22 protein-coding genes are annotated in these 19,454 nt (G+C 72.4%); 14 read left to right on the forward strand and 8 right to left on the reverse strand.

The annotated features are described in order from the left end of the window. The first annotated feature begins 86 nt into the window (after positions 1–86). Entirely contained in the window at positions 87–668 is a 582-nt protein-coding gene (locus ACFPYL_RS02075; protein ID WP_379149835.1) for a hypothetical protein, read from the forward strand. 11 nt (positions 669–679) lie between these two features. Here ACFPYL_RS02075 and ACFPYL_RS02080 read toward each other — a convergent pair whose 3' ends face one another. Then, on the reverse strand, positions 680–1,852 hold the full coding sequence (locus tag ACFPYL_RS02080; protein ID WP_379149837.1) for an acyl-CoA dehydrogenase family protein: 1,173 nt from the start codon (positions 1,850–1,852) through the stop codon (positions 680–682). Positions 1,853–1,854: 2 nt separating this feature from the next. Then, positions 1,855–2,457, reverse strand: coding sequence for a mycofactocin system transcriptional regulator (mftR, locus tag ACFPYL_RS02085; protein WP_379149839.1), 603 nt, complete (start codon positions 2,455–2,457; stop codon positions 1,855–1,857). Positions 2,458–2,515: 58 nt separating this feature from the next. On the opposite strand from mftR, the gene mftA reads away from it, so the two are divergent. The 7 genes from mftA to mftF are packed head-to-tail and all read left to right on the forward strand — an operon-like array spanning position 2,516 to position 8,041. Next, entirely contained in the window at positions 2,516–2,614 is a 99-nt protein-coding gene (gene mftA / locus ACFPYL_RS02090; RefSeq protein ID WP_379149841.1) for a mycofactocin precursor MftA, read from the forward strand. Positions 2,615–2,616: 2 nt separating this feature from the next. Then, positions 2,617–2,901, forward strand: a complete 285-nt coding sequence (gene mftB / locus ACFPYL_RS02095; RefSeq protein ID WP_379149843.1) for a mycofactocin biosynthesis chaperone MftB — start codon at positions 2,617–2,619, stop codon at positions 2,899–2,901. Continuing rightward, positions 2,898–4,091: a mycofactocin radical SAM maturase gene (gene mftC, locus ACFPYL_RS02100; RefSeq protein ID WP_379149845.1), complete on the forward strand. Its 1,194-nt coding sequence runs from the start codon at positions 2,898–2,900 to the stop codon at positions 4,089–4,091. Before mftB ends, mftC begins: the two co-directional genes overlap by 4 nt. Beyond that, positions 4,088–5,308: a pre-mycofactocin synthase MftD gene (gene mftD / locus ACFPYL_RS02105; RefSeq protein ID WP_379149847.1), complete on the forward strand. Its 1,221-nt coding sequence runs from the start codon at positions 4,088–4,090 to the stop codon at positions 5,306–5,308. Before mftC ends, mftD begins: the two co-directional genes overlap by 4 nt. Beyond that, positions 5,305–5,940, forward strand: coding sequence for a mycofactocin biosynthesis peptidyl-dipeptidase MftE (gene mftE / locus ACFPYL_RS02110; RefSeq protein WP_379149849.1), 636 nt, complete (start codon positions 5,305–5,307; stop codon positions 5,938–5,940). The genes mftD and mftE overlap by 4 nt, the downstream gene beginning before the upstream one ends. Continuing rightward, the gene (locus tag ACFPYL_RS02115; protein ID WP_379149851.1) at positions 5,937–6,659 is read left to right on the forward strand and encodes a mycofactocin-coupled SDR family oxidoreductase; all 723 of its coding nucleotides are present in this window, start codon (positions 5,937–5,939) and stop codon (positions 6,657–6,659) included. Before mftE ends, ACFPYL_RS02115 begins: the two co-directional genes overlap by 4 nt. Next, complete coding sequence (gene mftF, locus ACFPYL_RS02120) at positions 6,656–8,041, forward strand: mycofactocin biosynthesis glycosyltransferase MftF (protein WP_379149852.1); 1,386 nt, start codon at positions 6,656–6,658, stop codon at positions 8,039–8,041. The genes ACFPYL_RS02115 and mftF overlap by 4 nt, the downstream gene beginning before the upstream one ends. Here the strand turns inward: mftF and ACFPYL_RS02125 are convergent. Further along, the gene (locus ACFPYL_RS02125) at positions 8,019–10,073 is read right to left on the reverse strand and encodes an MDR family MFS transporter (RefSeq protein ID WP_379149854.1); all 2,055 of its coding nucleotides are present in this window, start codon (positions 10,071–10,073) and stop codon (positions 8,019–8,021) included. The genes mftF and ACFPYL_RS02125 overlap by 23 nt on opposite strands. A 76-nt stretch (positions 10,074–10,149) precedes the next feature. Between ACFPYL_RS02125 and npdG the strand changes: the two genes are divergently transcribed. The 4 genes from npdG (at position 10,150) to ACFPYL_RS02145 (ending at position 13,114) form a co-directional block, all read left to right on the forward strand. Beyond that, on the forward strand, positions 10,150–10,827 hold the full coding sequence (gene npdG / locus ACFPYL_RS02130; RefSeq protein ID WP_379149856.1) for an NADPH-dependent F420 reductase: 678 nt from the start codon (positions 10,150–10,152) through the stop codon (positions 10,825–10,827). Between the two features lie 122 nt (positions 10,828–10,949). Continuing rightward, positions 10,950–11,714, forward strand: coding sequence for a crotonase/enoyl-CoA hydratase family protein (locus tag ACFPYL_RS02135; protein ID WP_379149858.1), 765 nt, complete (start codon positions 10,950–10,952; stop codon positions 11,712–11,714). Positions 11,715–11,952: 238 nt separating this feature from the next. Beyond that, positions 11,953–12,615, forward strand: a complete 663-nt coding sequence (locus ACFPYL_RS02140) for a PQ-loop domain-containing transporter (protein ID WP_379149860.1) — start codon at positions 11,953–11,955, stop codon at positions 12,613–12,615. Between the two features lie 43 nt (positions 12,616–12,658). Next, complete coding sequence (locus ACFPYL_RS02145; RefSeq protein WP_379149862.1) at positions 12,659–13,114, forward strand: PGPGW domain-containing protein; 456 nt, start codon at positions 12,659–12,661, stop codon at positions 13,112–13,114. On the opposite strand, the gene ACFPYL_RS02150 is transcribed toward ACFPYL_RS02145, so the two are convergent. The 5 genes from ACFPYL_RS02150 to ACFPYL_RS02170 all read right to left on the reverse strand — a co-directional run bounded on the left by ACFPYL_RS02150 (position 13,086) and on the right by ACFPYL_RS02170 (position 18,131). Then, entirely contained in the window at positions 13,086–13,799 is a 714-nt protein-coding gene (locus tag ACFPYL_RS02150; protein ID WP_379149864.1) for a CPBP family intramembrane glutamic endopeptidase, read from the reverse strand. The genes ACFPYL_RS02145 and ACFPYL_RS02150 overlap by 29 nt on opposite strands. A gap of 20 nt (positions 13,800–13,819) precedes the next feature. After that, the gene (locus ACFPYL_RS02155; RefSeq protein ID WP_379149866.1) at positions 13,820–14,560 is read right to left on the reverse strand and encodes a hypothetical protein; all 741 of its coding nucleotides are present in this window, start codon (positions 14,558–14,560) and stop codon (positions 13,820–13,822) included. Positions 14,561–14,674: 114 nt separating this feature from the next. After that, entirely contained in the window at positions 14,675–16,021 is a 1,347-nt protein-coding gene (locus tag ACFPYL_RS02160; protein WP_379149868.1) for a S1C family serine protease, read from the reverse strand. 68 nt (positions 16,022–16,089) lie between these two features. Continuing rightward, the gene (locus ACFPYL_RS02165; RefSeq protein WP_379149870.1) at positions 16,090–17,262 is read right to left on the reverse strand and encodes a 4-hydroxybenzoate 3-monooxygenase; all 1,173 of its coding nucleotides are present in this window, start codon (positions 17,260–17,262) and stop codon (positions 16,090–16,092) included. Between the two features lie 122 nt (positions 17,263–17,384). Next, complete coding sequence (locus ACFPYL_RS02170; RefSeq protein ID WP_379149872.1) at positions 17,385–18,131, reverse strand: IclR family transcriptional regulator; 747 nt, start codon at positions 18,129–18,131, stop codon at positions 17,385–17,387. Between the two features lie 70 nt (positions 18,132–18,201). Here ACFPYL_RS02170 and pcaH point away from each other — a divergent pair, with 70 nt between their 5' ends. Both pcaH and ACFPYL_RS02180 read left to right on the forward strand, forming a co-directional pair. Further along, the gene (gene pcaH / locus ACFPYL_RS02175) at positions 18,202–18,960 is read left to right on the forward strand and encodes a protocatechuate 3,4-dioxygenase subunit beta (RefSeq protein WP_379149874.1); all 759 of its coding nucleotides are present in this window, start codon (positions 18,202–18,204) and stop codon (positions 18,958–18,960) included. Beyond that, a complete protein-coding gene (locus ACFPYL_RS02180) occupies positions 18,957–19,454 on the forward strand; it encodes a dioxygenase family protein (protein WP_379149876.1) in 498 nt (165 codons plus the stop codon). Before pcaH ends, ACFPYL_RS02180 begins: the two co-directional genes overlap by 4 nt.

The following is a 19,454-nucleotide window of genomic DNA, read 5'->3' on the forward strand; positions in this document are numbered from 1 at the left end:
GGCGACAACCTGTGCCGCGTTTGGGCCCCGACGGAGCGGGCAGGCGACCTGTGGGAGGGGGCACTTCCGATGTTGAGGAGTACCCCATGTTGAAGTCCGTCGTTCGTCCGCTCGCCGTCGCCGCAGTCTCGGTCCTGGCCGTCGGTGCGCTCGGTACCGGCCCCGCCTCCGCAGGCGGTGACCACGGGGACCACCACGGTGACCACGACGGGTACGACGTCACCGTCCCGCTGACCGAGAAGGTCAGCGACGAGCTGCGCGACGGTGCCAACCACGTCGTGGCGACCGGCAAGGCCGACGCGTGGGCGTCCCACGGCAGCATCGTGCTCAGCTTCCCGGTGCGTGGTGACGCACGGCGTACGGACGGCTCGGGCGTGTGGGCACTCGCCGGCGGCGTGGCGTTCACCGGCGCCGGGCCCGACGTGACCTGGACCCAGCTGCGGATGAGCTCCGAGAGGGGCCTCGTGACGGCCGTGCTCTCCGGGGGCGACCGGGCCGCGATCCTGCGCTTCGCCGGCCACGACCGGCAGCACGCGCGTCGCGGCGGCGGCGACTCGCACGGCCGGCTCGTGCTCACCGCCGCGGGCGCCACCTCGCTCAACCGTGCGGCCGCCGGGTCGCCGTTCGAGGCCGGCGACGCGTTCACCGGCAGCGACTGCGACCACTGAGCCCGGTGTGATCAGTCGGTGACGCGGGCCAGCCGGCCCGCGTCGCCGCGGTCCAACGACCGCCCGATGACGAGGCGCTGGATCTGGTTGGTGCCCTCGAAGATCTGCATCACCTTGGCCTCGCGCATGTAGCGCTCGACGGGGAAGTCGCGGGTGTAGCCGTAGCCGCCGAGCACCTGCACCGCGTCCGTGGTCACCTTCATCGCGTTGTCCGTGGCGACCAGCTTGGCGACCGATGCTTCGCGACCGTAGGGCAGGCCCTGGTCCTTGAGACGGGCCGCGTGCAGCATCGTCGCGCGGGCGCTCTGGATCGCCGCCTCCATGTCGGCCAGCACGAAGGCGAGCCCCTGGTGGTCGATGATCGGCTGCCCGAAGGTCTCGCGGCTCTTCGCGTAGGCCACCGCCTGGTCGAGGGCGCCCTGCGCGAGCCCGGTCGCGACGGCGGCGATCCCGAGGCGGCCGGCGTCGAGGCCGGCGAGGGCGATCTTGAGGCCCTGGCCCTCCGCGCCGAGGCGCCGCTCGACCGGGATGCGTACGCCGTCGAAGCGCATCGTCGCTGTCGCCGAGCCGGTCAGGCCCATCTTCTGCTCGGGCGGGTCGGCGACCAGGCCGTCGACGTCCGCCGGCACCAGGAAGCAGGAGATGTCGTTGCGGCCGTCGCCGGTGCGCGCCATCACCTTGTAGTAGTCGGCGTGCCCGCCGTGGGTGGTCCAGGCCTTGGCGCCGTTGATGACGTACTCGTCGCCGTCGAGCCGGGCGCGGGTCGTCATCGCCGCCGGGTCGGAGCCCGCGTGCGGCTCGGAGAGGCAGTAGGCGCCGAGCAGCTCGCCGCTGAGCATGTCCGGCAGCCACCGCTGCTTCTGCTCCTCGGTCCCGGCGGTGACCAGGCCGAAGCAGCTCAGCGCGTGCACCGAGACACCGACCCCGACGCTCGACCAGACGGCGCCGATCTCCTCGAGGACCTGGAGGTAGACCTCGTAGGGCAGCCCGCCCCCGCCGTACTCCTCGGCGTAGGGCAGGCCCAGCAGGCCGGTGCGGCCGAGCATCCGGAAGACCTCGCGCGGGAACTCCTCCTCGCGCTCGGCGCGCGCCACGAGCGGCGCGAGCTCGCGGGTGGCGAGGTCCCTGACCAGGGCGATCAGGTCGACGGCTTCGTCCGAGGGCAGCAGGCGCGATGCGGGCATGCTCAGACGGTACGAGGTGGTGACGCCAGGTAGGAGCGCAGGCTGGCCATCGTCTCGTCGAGCAGCGCGGCGAGGTCGCCGCCCGGGTCGGCCAGCCATCCCTCGTACGCCGAGATGGCGAGCGCCAGCGAGACGCTGCCGACGGTGCGGGGCAGGGTGTCGGTGGGTGCGAGGCCGGTGCGGGTGGCGACGTACTCGGCGATCACCTCGCGCCACTCGGCGTACCGCAGCACGGAGTGCGCCTGGAGGGTCGGCGTCTCGAGGATGAGGCGCATCCGTTCGCGGTGCGGCGGGTCGGCGTCGTCGTCGAACTCGTTGAAGACGAGCACGCCCTGCTGCACCGCGTCGGCCAGGGGGACGGTGTCCGGGATGGCCGCGAGGATGGCACGGAAGCCGTCGAGGGTGCGGTCGAACTGCCCCCACGGGATGTCGTTCTTCGACTCGAAGTAGCGGAAGAGCGTGCGCCGGCTGACGCCGACCGCGTCGGCGATGGCGTCCAGGGTCGTCGCGTCGAAGCCGCGCTCGGAGAAGAGGCGGAACGCCGCCGCCTCGATCGCGGCGTGCGAGGTCGCCTCGGGACGACCCGGTCGGGGAACCTGTTCCATTTCTGCCATGAGTGCACTTATTGTGGCGGGCATCACTCGTTTCCGGAAGGAGCCCGCCATGAACGCCGAGCCCGAGACCACCACCGCTGACGCCGACGTGACCGCCGAGGACCTGATCGAGGAGGTCTCGATCGACGGCATGTGCGGCGTCTACTGAGCATGTCGAGCATCCAGCTCGACCAGTCCTGGGCGCTGTCGCCGTCGGTGTCGCTGCGCCCCGAGCCGTTCGGTGCGCTGGCCTACCACTTCGGCAACCGGAAGCTGATCTTCCTCAAGCGTCCGGAGCTGGTCGCCGTCGTCCGTGCCCTCGGTGACGCGGACGACGTCCGTGCCGCCCTGGTCGCGGCCGGCGTGCCCGAGGCGAGCTGGCCGTCGTACCTCTCCGCCCTCGAGGGCCTCGCGGCCTCCGACATGATCCGCGCCCGCCAGGAGGCCGCCGCATGAAGCTCATCGAGCACTTCGAGCTCGGACTGGACGCGCCGATCTGCCTGACGTGGGAGCTCACGTACGCCTGCAACCTGGAGTGCGCGCACTGCCTGTCGTCGTCGGGTCGCCGCGATCCGCGCGAGCTCACGACCGAGCAGGCCGAGGCGGTCATCGACGAGCTGCAGCGGATGCAGGTGTTCTACGTGAACATCGGCGGCGGCGAGCCGACGATCCGCCCGGACTTCTGGCACCTGCTGGAGTACGCCGTCAACCACCAGGTCGGCGTGAAGTTCTCCACCAACGGCGTGCGGCTGACGCCCGAGCGCGCAGCGTTCCTGGCCTCCCCGGCCTGCGGTGGGTACGTCGACGTGCAGATCTCCCTCGATGGCGCGACCGCCGAGGTCAACGACTACGTGCGGGGTCCCGGCTCGTTCGACACCGCGATCACGGCGCTGCAGAACCTCAAGGACGCAGGCTTCACCGACGCCAAGATCTCCGTGGTCTGCACCCGCCAGAACATCGGGCAGCTCGACGAGTTCAAGGCGCTCGCCGACGAGTACGGCGCGACGCTGCGGCTGACCCGGCTGCGTCCCTCGGGCCGCGGCGCGGACGTCTGGGACGAGCTGCACCCGCTTCCCGAGCAGCAGCGCGTGCTCTACGACTGGCTGATGGCGTCCGCCAAGAGTGGGGGGAGAGACGTCCTGACCGGTGACTCGTTCTTCCACCTCGCCGCCTTCGGAGAGGCGTTGCCGGGGCTCAACCTCTGCGGCGCCGGCCGGGTGGTCTGCCTGATCGACCCGATCGGCGACGTCTACGCCTGTCCGTTCGCGATCCACGACAACTTCCTCGCCGGCAACCTGCTGCGTGACGGCGGCTTCCAGGAGGTCTGGCAGACCTCCGAGCTGTTCCAGGACCTGCGCTCGCCGCAGACCGGCGGCGCCTGCGGGAAGTGCGACTTCTACGACTCGTGCCGCGGCGGCTGCATGGCAGCGAAGTTCTTCACCGGTCTGCCGCTCGACGGGCCTGACCCCGAGTGCGTGCAGGGGTACGGCGAGATGGCGCTGGCCGGGGCACGGTCGATCCCGGCCGCGAGCCAGGACCACTCCAAGAGCAACCCGACCCGCAACCAGCCGGTGATGCTCAAGCTGCTGACCCGCCCGCCCGTGTCGGACTGCGCCGAGAGTCCGCTCGCGGGGTTCGTGCCGTGACCCGTCCCGAGTGGCTGCCGGAGTGGGCCGAGAACCCGTGGAAGCAGAACCCGTGGTTCGAGTCGGTCGCCGTCGCCCAACGGAGGGCACAGAAGCGGCTCCCGGAGCCGGTGTACGCCGCGCTGGTCGCGGGCTCCGAGCGCGGCCAGACGGTCAGCGACAACCAGCGCGCCTTCATGGAGCTCGGCGTGCTGCCACACGTCGCGGGCCACCACGCGGAGCGATCGATGAGCCGCACGGTGCTGGGCCAGGAGGTCTCGCTGCCGGTGCTGATCAGCCCGACCGGCGTACAGGCCGTGCACCCGGACGGTGAGGTCGCCGTGGCCCGGGCGGCCAACGCCCGCGGCACGTTGATGGGGCTGTCGAACTTCGCGTCCAAGTCGGTCGAGGAGGTCGTCGAGGCCTGTCCGCGCACGCTCTTCCAGATGTACTGGACGGGCGACCGCGACGTGATGGTGCAGCGCATGGAGCGCGCCCACCGCGCCGGCGCGATCGGCCTGATCGCCACCCTGGACTGGTCGTTCTCGATGGGCCGCGACTGGGGCTCGCCCGAGATCCCCGAGAAGGTCGACCTCAAGACGATGGTGCGGATGGCGCCCAAGGTCGCCACCAAGCCGCGCTGGCTCTACCAGTTCGGGAGGACCGGACAGCTCCCCGACCTGACCGCACCCAACCTCGCGCCTCCGGGTGGCGAGGCGCCGACGTTCTTCGGCGCCTACTACGAGTGGATGACCACCCCTCCGCCGTCCTGGGAGGACGTCGCGTGGATGCGGTCGACCTGGGCCGAGCTGAGCGGCACGCCGTTCGTGCTCAAGGGCGTCGGGCGGGTCGACGACGCGAAGCGCGCGGTCGACGCCGGCGTCGACGCGATCTCGGTCTCCAACCACGGCGGCAACAACCTCGACGGCACCCCGGCCGCGATCCGGCTGCTCTACCCGATCTCGACCGCGGTCGGCGGCCAGGTCGAGGTGCTGATGGACGGCGGCGTACGCCGGGGCTCGGACGTCGTGAAGGCGCTCGCCCTCGGGGCGAAGGCGGTGCTGATCGGCCGCGCCTACCTCTGGGGCCTCGCGGCCAACGGCCAGGCCGGCGTGGAGAACGTGCTCGACATCCTGCACGGCGGCATCGACTCCGCCCTGCTGGGACTGGGCGTCTCCTCCATCGACGAGCTCGAGCCCGGGCTGCTGCTCATCCCGGAGGGCTTCCACAGATCATGAGTCGCCTGGCCGACGCCACGTCGCCGGAGACCGCAGGTGCCGGGCTGGTGCTGGTGCCGGTGGGCTCGATCGAGCAGCACGGCCCCCACCTGCCCCTCGACACCGACACTGCGATCGCGGTCGCCGTGGCGGAGGGTGTCGCCGCACAGGTGCCCGGCGCGTGGGTCGCGCCCGCGATCTCGTACGGCTCCAGCGGCGAGCACCAGTCCTTCTCCGGTACGGCGTCCGTCGGCACCGAGGCGCTCACCCACGTCGTCGTCGAGGTGGTCCGGTCGCTGCGGACCTGGGCGAACCGGGTGGTGGTCGTCAACGCGCATGGCGGCAACCTGGCGGCGCTGAACGCGTCCGACGAGATCGAGTGGGTGCCGTGCGCGACCGAGGAGGTGGACCTGCACGCCGGGTTCACCGAGACCTCGCTGATGCTGCACCTGCGTCCCGGGTCGGTGCGTCTCGAGCGCGCCGAGGCCGGGAACACCCGGCCGTTGAGGGAGATCCTCCCCGCCATGGTGTCCGGCGGCATCGCCGCGGTGTCGGCCAACGGCGTGCTGGGGGACCCGGCCGGAGCGTCCGCCGAGGAGGGTGCTCGGGTGCTGAAGGCCATGGTCGAGGACGTCGTGAGGCGGCTGTCGTGAGGGTCGCTCTCGTCACCGGCGCCGCCGGCGGCATCGGGTCGGCTACCGTCCGCCGCCTCGTCGAGCAGGGGTACGCCGTGGTCGGCGTCGACCTCGAGGAGGCACCGGAGACCGACACGGTTGCGCACGTCGTCGGCGACGTCCGCGACCGCACGGTGCTCAAGGGCGCGGTCGACTTCGCGCTCGCGCGGTGGGGCCGGCTCGACGTCGCCGTCGCGGCGGCCGCGGTCATCCGGGGCGGGCAGCCGTTGTGGGAGACGCCGGAGTCGGAGCTCGACGAGCTCTGGGACGTGGACGTCCGCGGGGTCTGGAACACCGCGGCCGTCGCCGTGCCCGCCATGCTGGCCGGGCCGGAGCCGCGCGGCTGCCGGTTCGTGGCGGTCGCGTCCGCGGCTGCGACGTACGGCCTCTTCCACCTCGCGGGCTACAACGCGGCCAAGCACGCGGTGGTCGGCCTGGTGAAGGGCCTCGCGGCCGACCTGGTCGCCACCGGGGTCACCGCGGTCGCGGTCTCGCCCGGCTCGACGAACACCGCGATGCTCGACGCGACCGCGGACCTCTACGGCATCGCGGACCCGGTGGCCTTCGCCGACAACCAGCTGCTGCGCCGGGTCCTCGACCCCGACGAGGTCGCGGCGACGATCGCCTTCTGCTGCTCGGTGGACGGGGCGGCGCTCAACGGTGGCGTCGTGCACGCCGACGGCGGCTTCCGGCCATGAGCCTCCCCCCGGGCTTCCGGGTGCAGGTCGGCGCGGACGTCCGGGTGCACGACGGCGGTCGCACCCTGGTCGGCGGGTCTCCCCTCCGGGTGCTGCGGCTGCGGGAGCCGGCGCCGGCGCTGGGCCGCGGCGACGTGCTGGAGGTCGCCGACCGGACGACCGAGGTCGTCGCGGAGCGACTCCTCGCCGCGAACCTCGCGGCCCCGGTGCTCGACGAGCCGACCGGCGCGGAGCTGACCGTGGTGGTCCCGATCCGCGACCGGGCCGACCGGCTCGACCGACTGCTGGGCGGGCTCGACGGCCTTCCCGTCGTCGTTGTCGACGACGCGTCCCGCGACCCGTCGGCGGTCGCGGAGGTCGCCGGCCGGCACGGCGCCCGCCTGGTCGCGCTGACCGACAACGTCGGGCCCGCCGGCGCCCGCAACGCCGGCATCGCGGCGGTGCGGACGCCGTACGTCGCGTTCGTCGACTCCGACGTCGTCGTGACGGCGGACGCCGTGCGCGGCCTGGCCGGCCACTTCGCGGACCCGCACGTGGCGGCCGTGGGACCGCGGGTGCAGGGGGTCGCGCGCGGCGCGCGGCCCCGGCGGTTCGAGCGCTGGGACGTCGACGGCCTCTCGCTCGACCTCGGCGAGGTCCCGGCGCTGGTGCGGCCCTGGTCGAAGGTGGGCTGGCTGCCCAGCGCCTGCCTCGTCGTGCGGATGGCCGACCTGGAGCAAGGGGCGTTCGACGGCGACCGGCGGGTCGCCGAGGACGTCGACCTCGTCTGGCGGCTGATCCAGGCGGGCCGGCAGGTCCGCTACGACCCGTCGTACGTCGCGGGCCACGACAGCCGGGGCACCTGGTCGACCTGGCTGGGCCGCAAGGCGTTCTACGGCACCGGTGGCGCCTGGCTGGCCGAGCGTCACGGCGACTGGATGGCTCCCGCGGTGCTCTCGCCGGTGCCCGCCATCGGCGCGATTGCGCTGCTGTGGCAGCGGAGCTGGTCGGTCCCGTGCAGCCTCGGCGCGATTGCGCTGGTCCGGCTCCGGCTGGGCCGCACCCTCCCGGACACCCCCGACCGCGGTCGTCTGGCCACCGAGCTCACCGCCGAGGTGGCGGTCTCGACGCTGCGCCAGGGGTCGCACCTGCTGCTGCGGCACTGGTGGCCCGGGGCCGCGGCCGCGTCGGTCTTCTCCAGGAGGGCCCGGCGAGCCGTCGTGGCGGCGATGGTCTGGGACCTGCTCGACCACCGCGAGGTGCCGGTGGCGCAGGCCCCGGAGGCCTTCCTGGCAAGGCGTCTCGACGACCTGGCCTACGGCGCCGGGCTGTGGTGGGGCGCCGTGCGAGCCCGCTCGGCTCGGGTGCTCGTGCCCCGGATCACGGGCCGTCGGACCCGGTAGGCAGCAGCGCCGGCAGGCGCGGCTTGCTGTCTGCCTGCTCGATCACGAGGCGGCGTACGACGCGGGTGATCGCCGCCGACACCTCCTCCGGGTCGGGCTCGACCCCGTCGAGGTGCTCGATGATCCAGTCGCGCAGCTTCACCCGGAGCTCGGCGATCGCGGCGTGGCCGGTCGGCGTCAGGCCGAGGTCGTGCAGCGAGCCCTCGGCGTACCCGTCCACGATCAGGTCGGCGAAGACCGGTTCGAGGATCGCGGACGGGAGCGCCCGGGCGTGGGCGATCTGGGTGACGTCGGCCGTGCGGTCGGCGATCGTCAGGCCGTGCACCTGGACCAGCGCCCAGATGCGCGCAGCGTCCATGCCGTCGGTCTCGTCGCCGAGGACGTCGAGGACGACGTCGCGACGCTGGCCGTAGAGCAGGTTGGCGATCTTGCGGCCGAGCACCTCGTCGTTCGTCAGCGACTCGGGTGCGCCGAAGCCGCCACCGAGGTCGCTCGCCGACGGGGCGGTGCTCTGACCGAGCTGGACCTGCGGCAGCAGCAGCGCGAGGACGAAGGCGACCAGCGCGACGGGCACGGCGTACAGGAAGACCTGGGTCAGTGACTCCGAGTAGGCGTTGACGATGGGCGCGATCACGGCGTCGTCGAGCAGGTGTAGGGCGCTCGGCGTGGAGAGGTCGGCGGGGGTCACCCCGGGGCTCTCGGCGATCGCGGCCGGCAGCCGGTCTCCGAGGAAGTTGCCGTAGAGGGAGCCGAAGATCGCGGCGCCGAACGCGCTGCCCATCGTCCGGAAGAACGTCACGCCCGAAGTGGCGACGCCGAGGTCGGAGTAGGCCACGGAGCTCTGCACGATGATCGTGAGCACCTGCATCGACAGCCCGATGCCCATGCCGAAGATGAAGAGGTAGAGGGCCGAGGTCCAGCTCGCGGTGGACGGGTCCATGGTCGAGAGCAGGAAGAGGCCGAACGCCATCACCAGGCCGCCGACGACCGGGAAGATCTTGTAGCGGCCGGTCTTGCTGACGATGTTGCCGCTGGTGGTCGCGGTGATCAGCAGGCCGAGCACCATCGGCAGCATCCGGAAGCCGGACTGGGTCGCGGTGACGCCCTCGACGTACTGGAAGAACGTCGGCAGGAAGGTCATCGCGCCGAGCATGGTGAAGCCGACGATGAAGCTGAGTGCGCAGCAGTCGGCGAACACCTTCGACCGGAAGAGGCGCATCGGGAGGATCGGCTCGGCGGCGCGCAGCTCGACCAGGACGAAGACGGCGAGGACCGCGACGCCGCCGACGAGCAGGCCGATGATCTGCCACGAGCCCCAGTCGTACGTCGTGCCGCCGAAGCTGGTCGCGAGGACGAGCATCGAGGCGCCGAGCGCCACCGTGGCCATGCCGAGGTAGTCGATGCGCGGCTTGCCGCCGGGCGGGACCTTCGGGATCCAGACCTGCGTCGCGACGATGACGATCGCGGCGAGCGGCACGTTGATGTAGAAGCACCAGCGCCAGCTGACGTTGTCGGTCAGCAGGCCACCGAGCAGGGGGCCGATCACCGTGGCCACGCCGAAGACGGCGCCCAGCGCACCTTGGAACTTGCCACGCTCGCGCAGCGGGATGATGTCCGCGATCAGCGCGGTGGCGGTCACCGTGAGGCCGCCGGCTCCGAGCCCCTGCAGGGCGCGCGACGCGATCAGCCAGGTCATCCCCTGGGCGAGACCGCAGAGCATCGAGCCGACGATGAAGACGGTGACGCTGACCTGGAAGACCTGCTTGCGGCCGAACTGGTCGCCTACCTTGCCGACGACGACGGTGATCGCGGTCTGGGCCAGCAGGTAGGACGTCACCACCCACGAGACGTGGTTGCCGCCGCCGAGGTCGCCGACGATCGTCGGTAGCGCGGTCGACACGATGGTGCCGTCGAGCGCCGCCAGCAGCATGCCGAGGCCGATGGTCGAGAAGGCCAGGATCCGGGCTCGGCCCTCGAGCGTGATCGGGCCGGCGGGGGACGGGTCCACAGGTGCCGTGGCGGTCGCGCTCATCGAACCTCCGAGGGGTGTGAGGTGCACCACCTTGCCTCACCTCGTCGCCCGGTCGCCAGGCTGACAGAGTGTCGACATGAGCAACCTGCCTGAATCCCTGACCGGCAAGACCGTCGCGGTGCTGGGTGGCACCGGGCCCCAGGGCCGTGGCCTGGCCCGACGCTTCGCCGCCGCCGGCGTACCCGTGGTGATCGGGAGCCGCAGCGCCGAGCGCGCCGAGGAGGCGGCTGCCACCCTGGCCGAGGTGGTCGGCGGCACCGTCACCGGCGCCGACAACGCGGGTGCTGCGGAGGCGGGTGACGTCGTCGTGGTCGCCGTGCCGTGGGACGGCCACGGCGAGCTGCTCGCCTCGTTGGTCCCGCAGCTCGCCGGCAAGGTCGTCGTGGACTGCGTGAACCCGCTCGGCTTCGACAAGCAGGGCGCCTACGCCCTGCCCGTCGAGGAGGGCTCGGCCGCCCAGCAGGCGCAGGGGATCCTCACGGAGTCGACCGTCGTCGGCGCCTTCCACAACGTGTCCGCGGTCAAGCTCGAGGATCCCGAGGTCGAGTCCGTCGACACCGACGTCCTCGTCCTCGGCGACGTCCGCGAGGCCACCGACCTGGTCCAGGACCTCTGCACCACGATCCCCGGCGTCCGTGGCGTGTACGGCGGTCGCCTCCGCAACGCCCACCAGGTCGAGGCGCTGACCGCCAACCTGATCTCCGTCAACCGCCGCTACAAGGCGCACGCCGGCATCCGGGTCACCGACATCTGAGCTGCCCCGGCCTGAGCTTGCGAAGGCCGGGAGTCTGCAGCCAGGTTGAGGAGCCGCGCGAGCGAGGAACGAGCTCGCGACCGGCGTCTCGAAACCCAGTCGTACACGAAGGAGCATCACCTATGGCTGACGAGGTACTGGTCGAGCAGCGTGACGGCATCCAGGTCATCACGATCAACCGGCCCGAGGCGAAGAACGCGATCAACGGCGCGGTGGCGGCGGGGATCGCGGCGGCCGTGGACGAGCTCGACGCGAGCGACGAGCTCTGGGTCGGGGTGCTGACCGGCGCCGGTGGCACGTTCAGCGCGGGCATGGACCTCAAGGCGTTCCTGCGCGGCGAGGTGCCGTCCATCGAGGGTCGGGGGCTCGGCGGCATCACCGAGCGGCCGCCCCGCAAGCCGCTGATCGGCGCGGTCGAGGGCTGGGCCGTCGCCGGCGGGTTCGAGCTGCTGCTGGCCTGCGACCTGGTCGTCGCGGCCGAGAGCGCGAAGCTGGGCGTGCCGGAGGTCAAGCGCGCGCTCGTCGCGGGTGCCGGTGCGGCGATGCTGCTGCCGCGACGGATCCCGCAGACGATCGCGATGGAGATGCTGCTGACCGGTGACCCGATCACGGCCACCCGGGCCGCGGAGCTCGGACTGGTCAACCGGGTCACCGCTGAGGGCGGCGCGCTCGACGGCGCGCTCGAGCTCGCCACCGCCGTCGCCGCCAACGGCCCGCTGGCCGTCGCGGTCACGAAGCAGATCGCCCGGACGTCGGCCGACTGGTCCGCCGACGAGATGTGGGCCAAGCAGGGCGAGGTGATGATGCCGGTCTTCGTGTCCGAGGACGCCACCGAGGGTGCGACCGCGTTCGCGGAGAAGCGCGCGCCTGTCTGGAAGGGTCGCTGAGACCGAACTATTTGCGGCTCTGAGGTGAATAGTCAGGACGATCTGTGGGTGAGGTCACCCTGGCCCGCGCTACTTTTGGTCGTTTTCGGTCCGTAAGCGGCGTAGGGTTGCCGGGTCGGCAGGCGTGACGCCGCCGGACCACCGATCCCCAAGTCAGCTTCGACGACGGTCGTCGTGTGCCCACGAGAGTGGCCAGCACACGGCGGCCGTCGTCTGTGTCCAGAAGAAGTAGAAGCCCGTGCACATCTCGCTCACGACCGTCGTCGGCCTGGCCGGCACGCTCCTCGCGTTCGCCTACACCGTCCCGCAGCTGCGCAAGCTCGCCCGCACCGGCAGCGCCGCCGGCGTGAGCGTCGCCGCGCTCGCGAACTCGACGGTCAGCGGCATCGCCTGGACGATCTTCGGGGTCGTCGAGCACGAGGTGTGGGTCGTCCTGCCGGCCTTCCTCGCCCTGCCCGGCACGGCGGGCGCGCTCGTCCTGGCCTGGCGCCGCGGCGGCGACCGCACGCGGTTGTGGCTGCCGGTCGTCTGGGCGCTGACGATCGCCACCCTGACGGCGCTGGTGCCGGTGCTCGGCTCGCGCCCGATCATCGTCGCGCTCGGCTGCTCGATCACCCTGATGGTCGGCCCGGCCGCGGTGACGGCCTGGCGCTCCCACGACGTCTCGGCGATCGCGGCCTCGGCCTGGTCGATGCTGATCGTCGACGCCGCCCTCGCCGGCGCGTACGGCCTGCTCGCCGACATCGACGCCAACCTCATCTACGCCCTGGTCGCGACCAGCGGTGCCGCACTGATCCTGACCCGGCTCGCCGTGCCCCCGCACGTGCACGCGCGCCTGGTGCGGCTGCCCGACGGCATCGACCCCGACGTGGCGCGCGACGACCTGAGCCTGGCAGCGTGAGCCAACGCCTGACCTGCTTGTCGATGTCTGGCAGGCTTCCGGCATGGGTTTCCCGGGCGGCCGCCACGTCAAGCGGATCGTGCTGGAGGTCGTCGGCTGGGTGCTCGTGCTCGCCGGGATCGCCGCACTGGTGCTGCCCGGCCCCGGTCTGCTGATGCTCTTCGCCGGCCTGGTCGTGCTCTCCCAGCAGTACGAGTGGGCCGAACGACGCGTCGCGCCGGTCGAGCGGATGGCGAAGCGGGCTGCCTCCGAGGGGGTCGAGACCTGGTGGCGGGTCGCGCTGTCGGCGCTCGGCGGCCTGTGCATCCTCGGGTTCGGGGTGCTGTGGATCGTCGACCCCGCGGCGCCCGGCTGGTGGCCGGTGCGGGAGTCGTGGTGGCTGATCGGCGGACCGGCGACCGGGATCACGCTGGTGCTCTCCGGCTTCATCGCGCTGGGCCTGCTGGCCTACAGCTACTGGAAGTACCGCATCAAGGGCGATCCGGTCCCGGACGCGTGACGAGGACGATCAGCCCGATGATCACCAGGCGGCCGACCAGCGAGAGCACGCTGCCCTCCGGCCCGTAGCTCCCGCCGCCGAGCCAGTCGGCTCCCGACGTGTGCACCTGCAGCAGTGCGCCGCTGTAGTCGTCCGTGCCGCTGACGGTGAAGCCCAGGACCGTGCCCTGGAACCAGTTCCAGCCGATGTGGACGCCGAGGCCGAGCCACAGGGTGCCGGTGCGCAGGAAGGCCACGCCGTACATCACGCCGCCGAGGGTGCTGCTGGCGACCGAGAGGACGGTCGTGTGCGCGGTCGTCGCGAGGTGGAAGGCGCCGACGGCCACGGCCATCAGGGCCAGGGCGAGCCAGGGCCGGCCGGTCAGCCGGACCAGCCCGCCGAGCATCAGGACCCGGAAGAGCAGCTCCTCGACGTACCCGGAGAGCGAGAAGACGAGCAGGCCGAGGAGCAGCAGCGCGGGGTCGACGGTCACGCCGTCGACGTGCGCGACCCCGGCGAGCGCCATCAGGCCGGTGGTGGTGAGCATCCCGGCCGCCGCGATCGCGAGGCCGGTGCCGACGCTCCGGGCAGCGCCGACGCCGCGGATGCCCGCGCCGAGGGGATGGCCCGCCCGCCTGGCCCGGACGGCAGTCGTGGCCGTCACGACCAGCGTGACGACCACGACTGCAGCGAGGATCGCGTCCACGGCGCGACCCTAGGGGCTGCTCAGGCTGCGCGTGCGCGAACTCCCGGTCGCAGGAGTACGCCGGGGCACAGGCCGGGGATCGGCAGCACCGTGCAGATCGTCGACGGGTCCGGGGTCCCGCCGCCGCTCGCCGCGTCGCAGACGTCCTGCGGCAGGCCGGCGTCGCAGAGCGGCTGGATCGGCGAGGCGCCACCCGGGCCGGGCGGAGCGGTCGAGGCGTCGCAGATGGCCTGCGGCAGGCCGGCGTCGCAGAGGGGCTGGATCGGCGAGGCGCTGCCGTCCCCGCCGGGGCTCGGCAGCTGCGCGAACGCGTCGCAGATCTGCTGCGGCAGGCCGGCGTCGCACGCGGGCTGCAATGCGCTCGCGTCGCCGTTCCCACCGCCACCACCGCCGCCACCGCTGTGGGCCCGGCGGCACTTGGCGTAGGCCTTCTTGGCCTGCTTCAGGTGTCGGTGGGCCGCGCGCTGGTGCTTCTTGGCCTTCTTGAGCTTCTTGTTCGCGGCGTGCCGCTCCTTGCGGGAGTCGGCGCGCTTCTGGTGCTTCTTGGCCTTCTGCACACGCTTGTCAGCCTTGTGCGAGGCCTTCTTGGCCTTGACGGCCCGGTGCCGCTGCTTGGCGCAGGTGCCGGCGGCTCGCTCCGTGCTCCCCGCCCGGTCCGCGCCGCTGCCGGCCGCGCTCGCGGTCGCGGTGGTGGTGCCGACGAACGACAGCGCCGCCACCACGCAGAGCGCGAGCAGCGCCTTCATCAGGTGCTTGAACATGGGTTCTCCCCTCGTCTTCCGCTGCCCGCGGAAGGCGGACGAGCGACTCGTACCCACGAGCAACGAGGGGAGAACCGAAAGGTTGTGACCGGCATCACCCGGTCCAGACCAGTGTCAGTTGACGGGCGACTCGCCCAGCGTGACCTGGGCGCTGTGCGCGGAGCCCGAGGTGTCGGTCCAGCGCAGCGTCACGGAGTCGCCGGGCTGGTAGGTGGCGAGCGTCGACTTCAGCACGTCGTACGACGTGATCGCGGTGCCGTCGATCCCGGTGATCGTCGCGCCGGCCTCGATGCCGGCCTGGGCCGCGGCGCCGCCGCTCTGGACCTGCCCGACCTGGACGCCGCCGGTGGTGCCGGTCGCGTCCTGGCTGATCGCGATGCCGAGGTAGGCCGAGGCGCCGACCTGGACGCCGTCGCCGTCGGTCCCGTCCTCGATCTGCTGGGCGACCTGGAGGGCGTCCTCGATCGGGACCGCGTAGCTCTGCGCGACGCCGCCGCTGGACGCGGCGGTCGTGATGCCGACGACCTCGCCCTCGTCGTCCAGGAGCGCGCCGCCGGAGTAGCCCCCGACGACGTACGCGTTGGTCTCGATGAGGCCCGTGAGGTGCTCGCCGTCGACCGTGCCCTCGGACTGGGTGTCGATCGACTGGTCGACGTCGACCACGGAGCCGGTGGACGCCGACAGGTAGCCCTGGCCCTGCGCGTTGCCGACGGCGGTCACCTCGTCGCCGACGGCCGGGTCGCCGTCGTCGTCGAGCTTGACGGTCTGCAGGCCGCTGGCGCCGTCGAGCTGGAGCAGCGCGACGTCGGCCTGCTGGTCGTGGCCGATCACGGTGGCGTCGTAGGTGTCGCCGGTGCTGGCGATGGTGACCTTCACCGAGGTCGAGCCCTCGACGACGTGGTAGTTGGTGAGCACGATGCCCGACGAGTCGAGGACCAGGCCGCTGCCGGCCGCCTCGCCCGCGGTCGTCTCGGTGTTGATCAGCACGACGCCCTGCGACTGCTCGGCGCTCGCGTCGGTCTGGTCACCGGTCTGGTTGCTGGTGCTGCCACCGAGCTGGTCGTCCGGAGCGCCGTACCCGAACGGGTCGGTGCCGCCGCCCTGGCCGAAGCCGGGCGCCTGGCCGGAGTCACCGGACTCGCCCGAGCCGGTCTGCGGCTGCTGCGGCGCGGCGGCCGGGGCGTCCGCGACGGTGGTCTGGCCGCCGCTGGCGAGCGCCCAGCTGACCGGGACCGCGACGGAGGCGGCGATGACGCCGCCGGCGACGGCGCCGGCGAGCGAGGAACGCCAGCTCCAGCCGGCGCGGTGGGCCGCAGCGGGCGCCGGGTGCGGGGCGACCTGCTGGGCGGGAGCGGCGTACGGGTCCTGGTAGGGGTTGCCGTAGGGGTCGTACGCCGGGGGCTGCGGAGAGCGCTCGATCGGGCGCGTCTCGTCGAAGTTGTTGTCGGACTCGTGGCTCATGGTCACAAGTTCAACGGAGGTTCCTGGGAGGAACCCTGCGGACTTCCTATAGGAATCCTGTGAGGTCACTAGAACCCGATGGGCAGCCCGGCGTAGTTCTCGGCGAGCCCGGTGGCGCCGGCCTCGCTCGAGGTGACCCAGCGCAGCTGGGAGAGCTGGAGCTGCTCGTCGAAGGGGTCGCCGCTGGTGTGCAGCATCGTCGTCATCCACCAGGAGAAGTGGGTGCAGCGCCAGACCCGGCGCAGCGCCGCGTCGGAGTAGCCGTCGGCGAGGGCGGCGTCGCCCTTGAGGAGCGAGGTGAGTGCGGGCGCCAGCAGCGCGACGTCGGCGACGGCGAGGTTGAGGCCCTTGGCGCCGGTCGGGGGCACGATGTGGGCTGCGTCGCCGGCGAGGAAGAGGCGGCCGTGGCGCATCGGCTGCTGCACGAAGGAGCGCATCGGCAGCACGCTCTTGTCGGTGACGGGGCCGGGGGTGAGCTGCCAGCCGTCCTGCCCGTGACCGAGCCGGGTGGCGAGCGCGTCCCAGATCCGGTCGTCGGACCAGTCGTCGATCTTCGTCTCGTTCGGGACCTGGAGGTAGAGCCGCGAGACCGTGGCCGAGCGCATCGAGTGCATGGCGAAGCCGTCGGGGTGCCAGGCGTAGATCAGCTCGTCGGTCGACGGGGCGACGTCGGCGAGGATCCCCAGCCAGGAGTAGGGATACGTCTTCTCCCAGGTACGCCGCAGCGTCGCCGGCACCGCCTCCCGTGAGGGCCCGAACGAGCCGTCGCAGCCGACGACGACGTCGGCCTCCAGGCGTTGCTGGACGCCGTGCTCGTCGGTGAACGTGACGGACGGCCGGTCGGACTCGAGGTCGTGCAGCGCGGTCTCGCTGACGCCGTAGTGGACCTCCTGCCCCGCGGCGGTGCGGGCGGCGACGAGGTCCTTCTGCACCTCGGTCTGGCCGTAGACGAAGACCGAGCGGCCGGTCAGGTCGACGAAGTCGAGGTGGTGCCGCTCCTCGGGCCACTGGAGGTAGATGCCGCGGTGCGGGTCACCTTCCCGGTCCAGCCGCTCGCCGAGCCCGACCTCGCGCAGCAGGTCGACCGTCGACTGCTCGAGGATGCCCGCCCGGATCCGCCCGGCGACGTACTCCTCGGTGCGGGTCTCGACGACGACGGACTCGACCCCGTCGGCCGCGAGCAGGTGGGAGAGGAGCAGCCCGGACGGGCCCGCGCCGATGATGGCGACCTGGGTGCGCATGTCGTGAGTCTGGGCCGTGCGGGGACCGGCCGATGAGTGCGGGGTTCCGCTGGGTGGAAAGTGGTTTCGAGGCTCGCTCCGCTCGCACCTCAACCATCGCGGCGGCTCGCTCCGCTCGCACCTCAACCACCGAGGGAGCGGCCGATGCCGCGGGCGGCGACCTGGAGGGCGCCCACGAGGCGGGCGCGGTCCTTGAGGGAGGGCAGCACCATGCCGAGCGCGGCGACGACGTCGGGACCGCGGCGGATCGGGACCGCGAGGGAGCAGGCGCCCAGGCTCATCTCCTCGGTGGTGCTGGCGTAGCCGTCGCGCAGCACCTTCGCGAGCTGGCGGCGGAGCAGGCCCGGCTGGGTGATCGTGTACGGCGTGATCCGCGCCAGGTCGGCGAGCACGGCGTGCTGGACCTCGACCGGAGCGTGCGCGAGCAGCACCTTGCCGACGCCGGTCGCGTGCATCGGTAGCCGGGAGCCGACGCTGCTGACGACCGGGACCGACGCGTGGCCGGCGAGCCGGTCGACGTAGAGGACGTCCGTCCCGTCGCGCACGGCCAGGTGGACGGTCGCGAGCGTGGCGCCGTAGAGGTCGTGCAGGTACGGCGAGGCGACCTCGCGCAGTCCCGTCTGGACGGGGGCGAGCAGTCCGATGTCCCAGAGCCGCCGGCCGACGACGTACTCCCCGGCGGCGTTGCGGGCCAGCGCCCCCCACGCGACGAGCTCGCCGACGAGGCGGTGCGCGGTGGGCATGGGCAGTCCCGCGCGGTCGGCGAGCTCGGTGAGCGTCAGCCGCCGGTGGTGCTCGTCGAAGGCGCCGAGCAGGGCGAGCGCGCGGGAGGTGACGCTCGCGCCGGGGGTCGAGGTGTTGCCGGCCATGGGGACAGTCTTCCACTGAACGGAAGTGCCTCGTCGTCAGGGACTCGACCGAGTCCCTACCTTCGGCGTCGTGACCACTCTTGCGAGCCAGGCCGAGATCACGGCCGAGATCGAGGCGATCTCGAAGGAGTACGACTCCGCCGGAGTCGAGGAGACCGACGTCCGCGTCGACTACCCGCCGTACCGCTCCAGCATCCTGCGGCACCCCACGAAGGCGCCGCACCAGGTCGACCCCGAGGGCATCGAGCTGTGGGCGCCCGTCTTCGGGCAGCGCGACGTCGACCCGCTCGAGTCCGACCTCACGATCCAGCACCGGGGCGAGCCCGTCGGCGAGCGGATGGTCGTCACCGGCCGGGTGACCGACGGCGCCGGGCGACCGGTCCGGCACCAGCTCGTCGAGATCTGGCAGGCCAACGCGGGCGGCCGCTACATCCACCAGCGCGACCAGCATCCGGCGCCGCTCGACCCCAACTTCACGGGCATGGGGCGCTGCCTCACCGACGCCGACGGCAACTACGAGTTCCAGACGATCAAGCCCGGCCCGTACCCGTGGCGCAACCACCACAACGCCTGGCGTCCGGCGCACATCCACTTCTCGCTCTTCGGCACCGAGTTCACCCAGCGGCTGGTCACCCAGATGTACTTCCCGGGCGACCCGCTCTTCGCGCTCGACCCGATCTACCAGTCGATCGTCGACCCCGCGGCCCGCCAGCGGCTGGTCGCGACCTACGACCACGACGTCACCCGGCACGAGTGGGCCACGGGCTACCGCTGGGACATCGTGCTCACCGGGTCGCACCGCACCCCGACCGAAGGAGACGTCGAATGACGCCCACCCCCGGCCAGACGGTCGGCCCGTTCTTCGGCTTCGCCCTCCCGTACGACGGGGACAGCGAGCTCGTCCCGATCACCCGGCCCGACGCCATCCGCCTGCACGGCCGCGTGTACGACGGCGCCGGCGACCCGGTCCCCGACGCGCTGATCGAGGTGTGGCAGGCCGCGCCCGACGGCTCGGTCCCGCGTGAGCCGGGCTCGCTGCACCGCGACGGCTACACGTTCACCGGCTGGGGCCGGGCCGCGACCGACCGCACCGGGCACTACCAGTTCACGACGCTGCGCCCGGGCGGCGCGGCGCCGTACTTCGCCCTGACGGTCTTCGCCCGCGGCCTCCTCGACCGGCTCTTCACCCGCGCCTACCTGCCGGGCGCCGCGCCCGCGAGCTGGCCCGGGGCGAGTGCGGAGGCCGACGACCGGGGATTCGTGTTCGACATCCGGCTCCAGGGCGAGGACGAGACCGTCTTCCTGACGTACGCGCAAGACTGA

Source organism: Nocardioides hankookensis (assembly GCF_042658885.1).
GTDB lineage: Bacteria > Actinomycetota > Actinomycetes > Propionibacteriales > Nocardioidaceae > Nocardioides > Nocardioides hankookensis.

Coding starts and splice junctions, on each gene's coding strand:
- ACFPYL_RS02075 (WP_379149835.1), top strand. CDS start 87: ATGTTGAAGTCCGTCGTTCGTCCGCTCGCCGTCGCCGCAGTCTCGGTC.
- ACFPYL_RS02080 (WP_379149837.1), bottom strand. CDS start 1,852: ATGCCCGCATCGCGCCTGCTGCCCTCGGACGAAGCCGTCGACCTGATC.
- mftR (WP_379149839.1), bottom strand. CDS start 2,457: ATGGAACAGGTTCCCCGACCGGGTCGTCCCGAGGCGACCTCGCACGCC.
- mftA (WP_379149841.1), top strand. CDS start 2,516: ATGAACGCCGAGCCCGAGACCACCACCGCTGACGCCGACGTGACCGCC.
- mftB (WP_379149843.1), top strand. CDS start 2,617: ATGTCGAGCATCCAGCTCGACCAGTCCTGGGCGCTGTCGCCGTCGGTG.
- mftC (WP_379149845.1), top strand. CDS start 2,898: ATGAAGCTCATCGAGCACTTCGAGCTCGGACTGGACGCGCCGATCTGC.
- mftE (WP_379149849.1), top strand. CDS start 5,305: ATGAGTCGCCTGGCCGACGCCACGTCGCCGGAGACCGCAGGTGCCGGG.
- mftF (WP_379149852.1), top strand. CDS start 6,656: ATGAGCCTCCCCCCGGGCTTCCGGGTGCAGGTCGGCGCGGACGTCCGG.
- ACFPYL_RS02125 (WP_379149854.1), bottom strand. CDS start 10,073: ATGAGCGCGACCGCCACGGCACCTGTGGACCCGTCCCCCGCCGGCCCG.
- npdG (WP_379149856.1), top strand. CDS start 10,150: ATGAGCAACCTGCCTGAATCCCTGACCGGCAAGACCGTCGCGGTGCTG.
- ACFPYL_RS02135 (WP_379149858.1), top strand. CDS start 10,950: ATGGCTGACGAGGTACTGGTCGAGCAGCGTGACGGCATCCAGGTCATC.
- ACFPYL_RS02145 (WP_379149862.1), top strand. CDS start 12,659: ATGGGTTTCCCGGGCGGCCGCCACGTCAAGCGGATCGTGCTGGAGGTC.
- ACFPYL_RS02155 (WP_379149866.1), bottom strand. CDS start 14,560: ATGTTCAAGCACCTGATGAAGGCGCTGCTCGCGCTCTGCGTGGTGGCG.
- ACFPYL_RS02160 (WP_379149868.1), bottom strand. CDS start 16,021: ATGAGCCACGAGTCCGACAACAACTTCGACGAGACGCGCCCGATCGAG.
- ACFPYL_RS02165 (WP_379149870.1), bottom strand. CDS start 17,262: ATGCGCACCCAGGTCGCCATCATCGGCGCGGGCCCGTCCGGGCTGCTC.
- ACFPYL_RS02170 (WP_379149872.1), bottom strand. CDS start 18,131: ATGGCCGGCAACACCTCGACCCCCGGCGCGAGCGTCACCTCCCGCGCG.
- ACFPYL_RS02180 (WP_379149876.1), top strand. CDS start 18,957: ATGACGCCCACCCCCGGCCAGACGGTCGGCCCGTTCTTCGGCTTCGCC.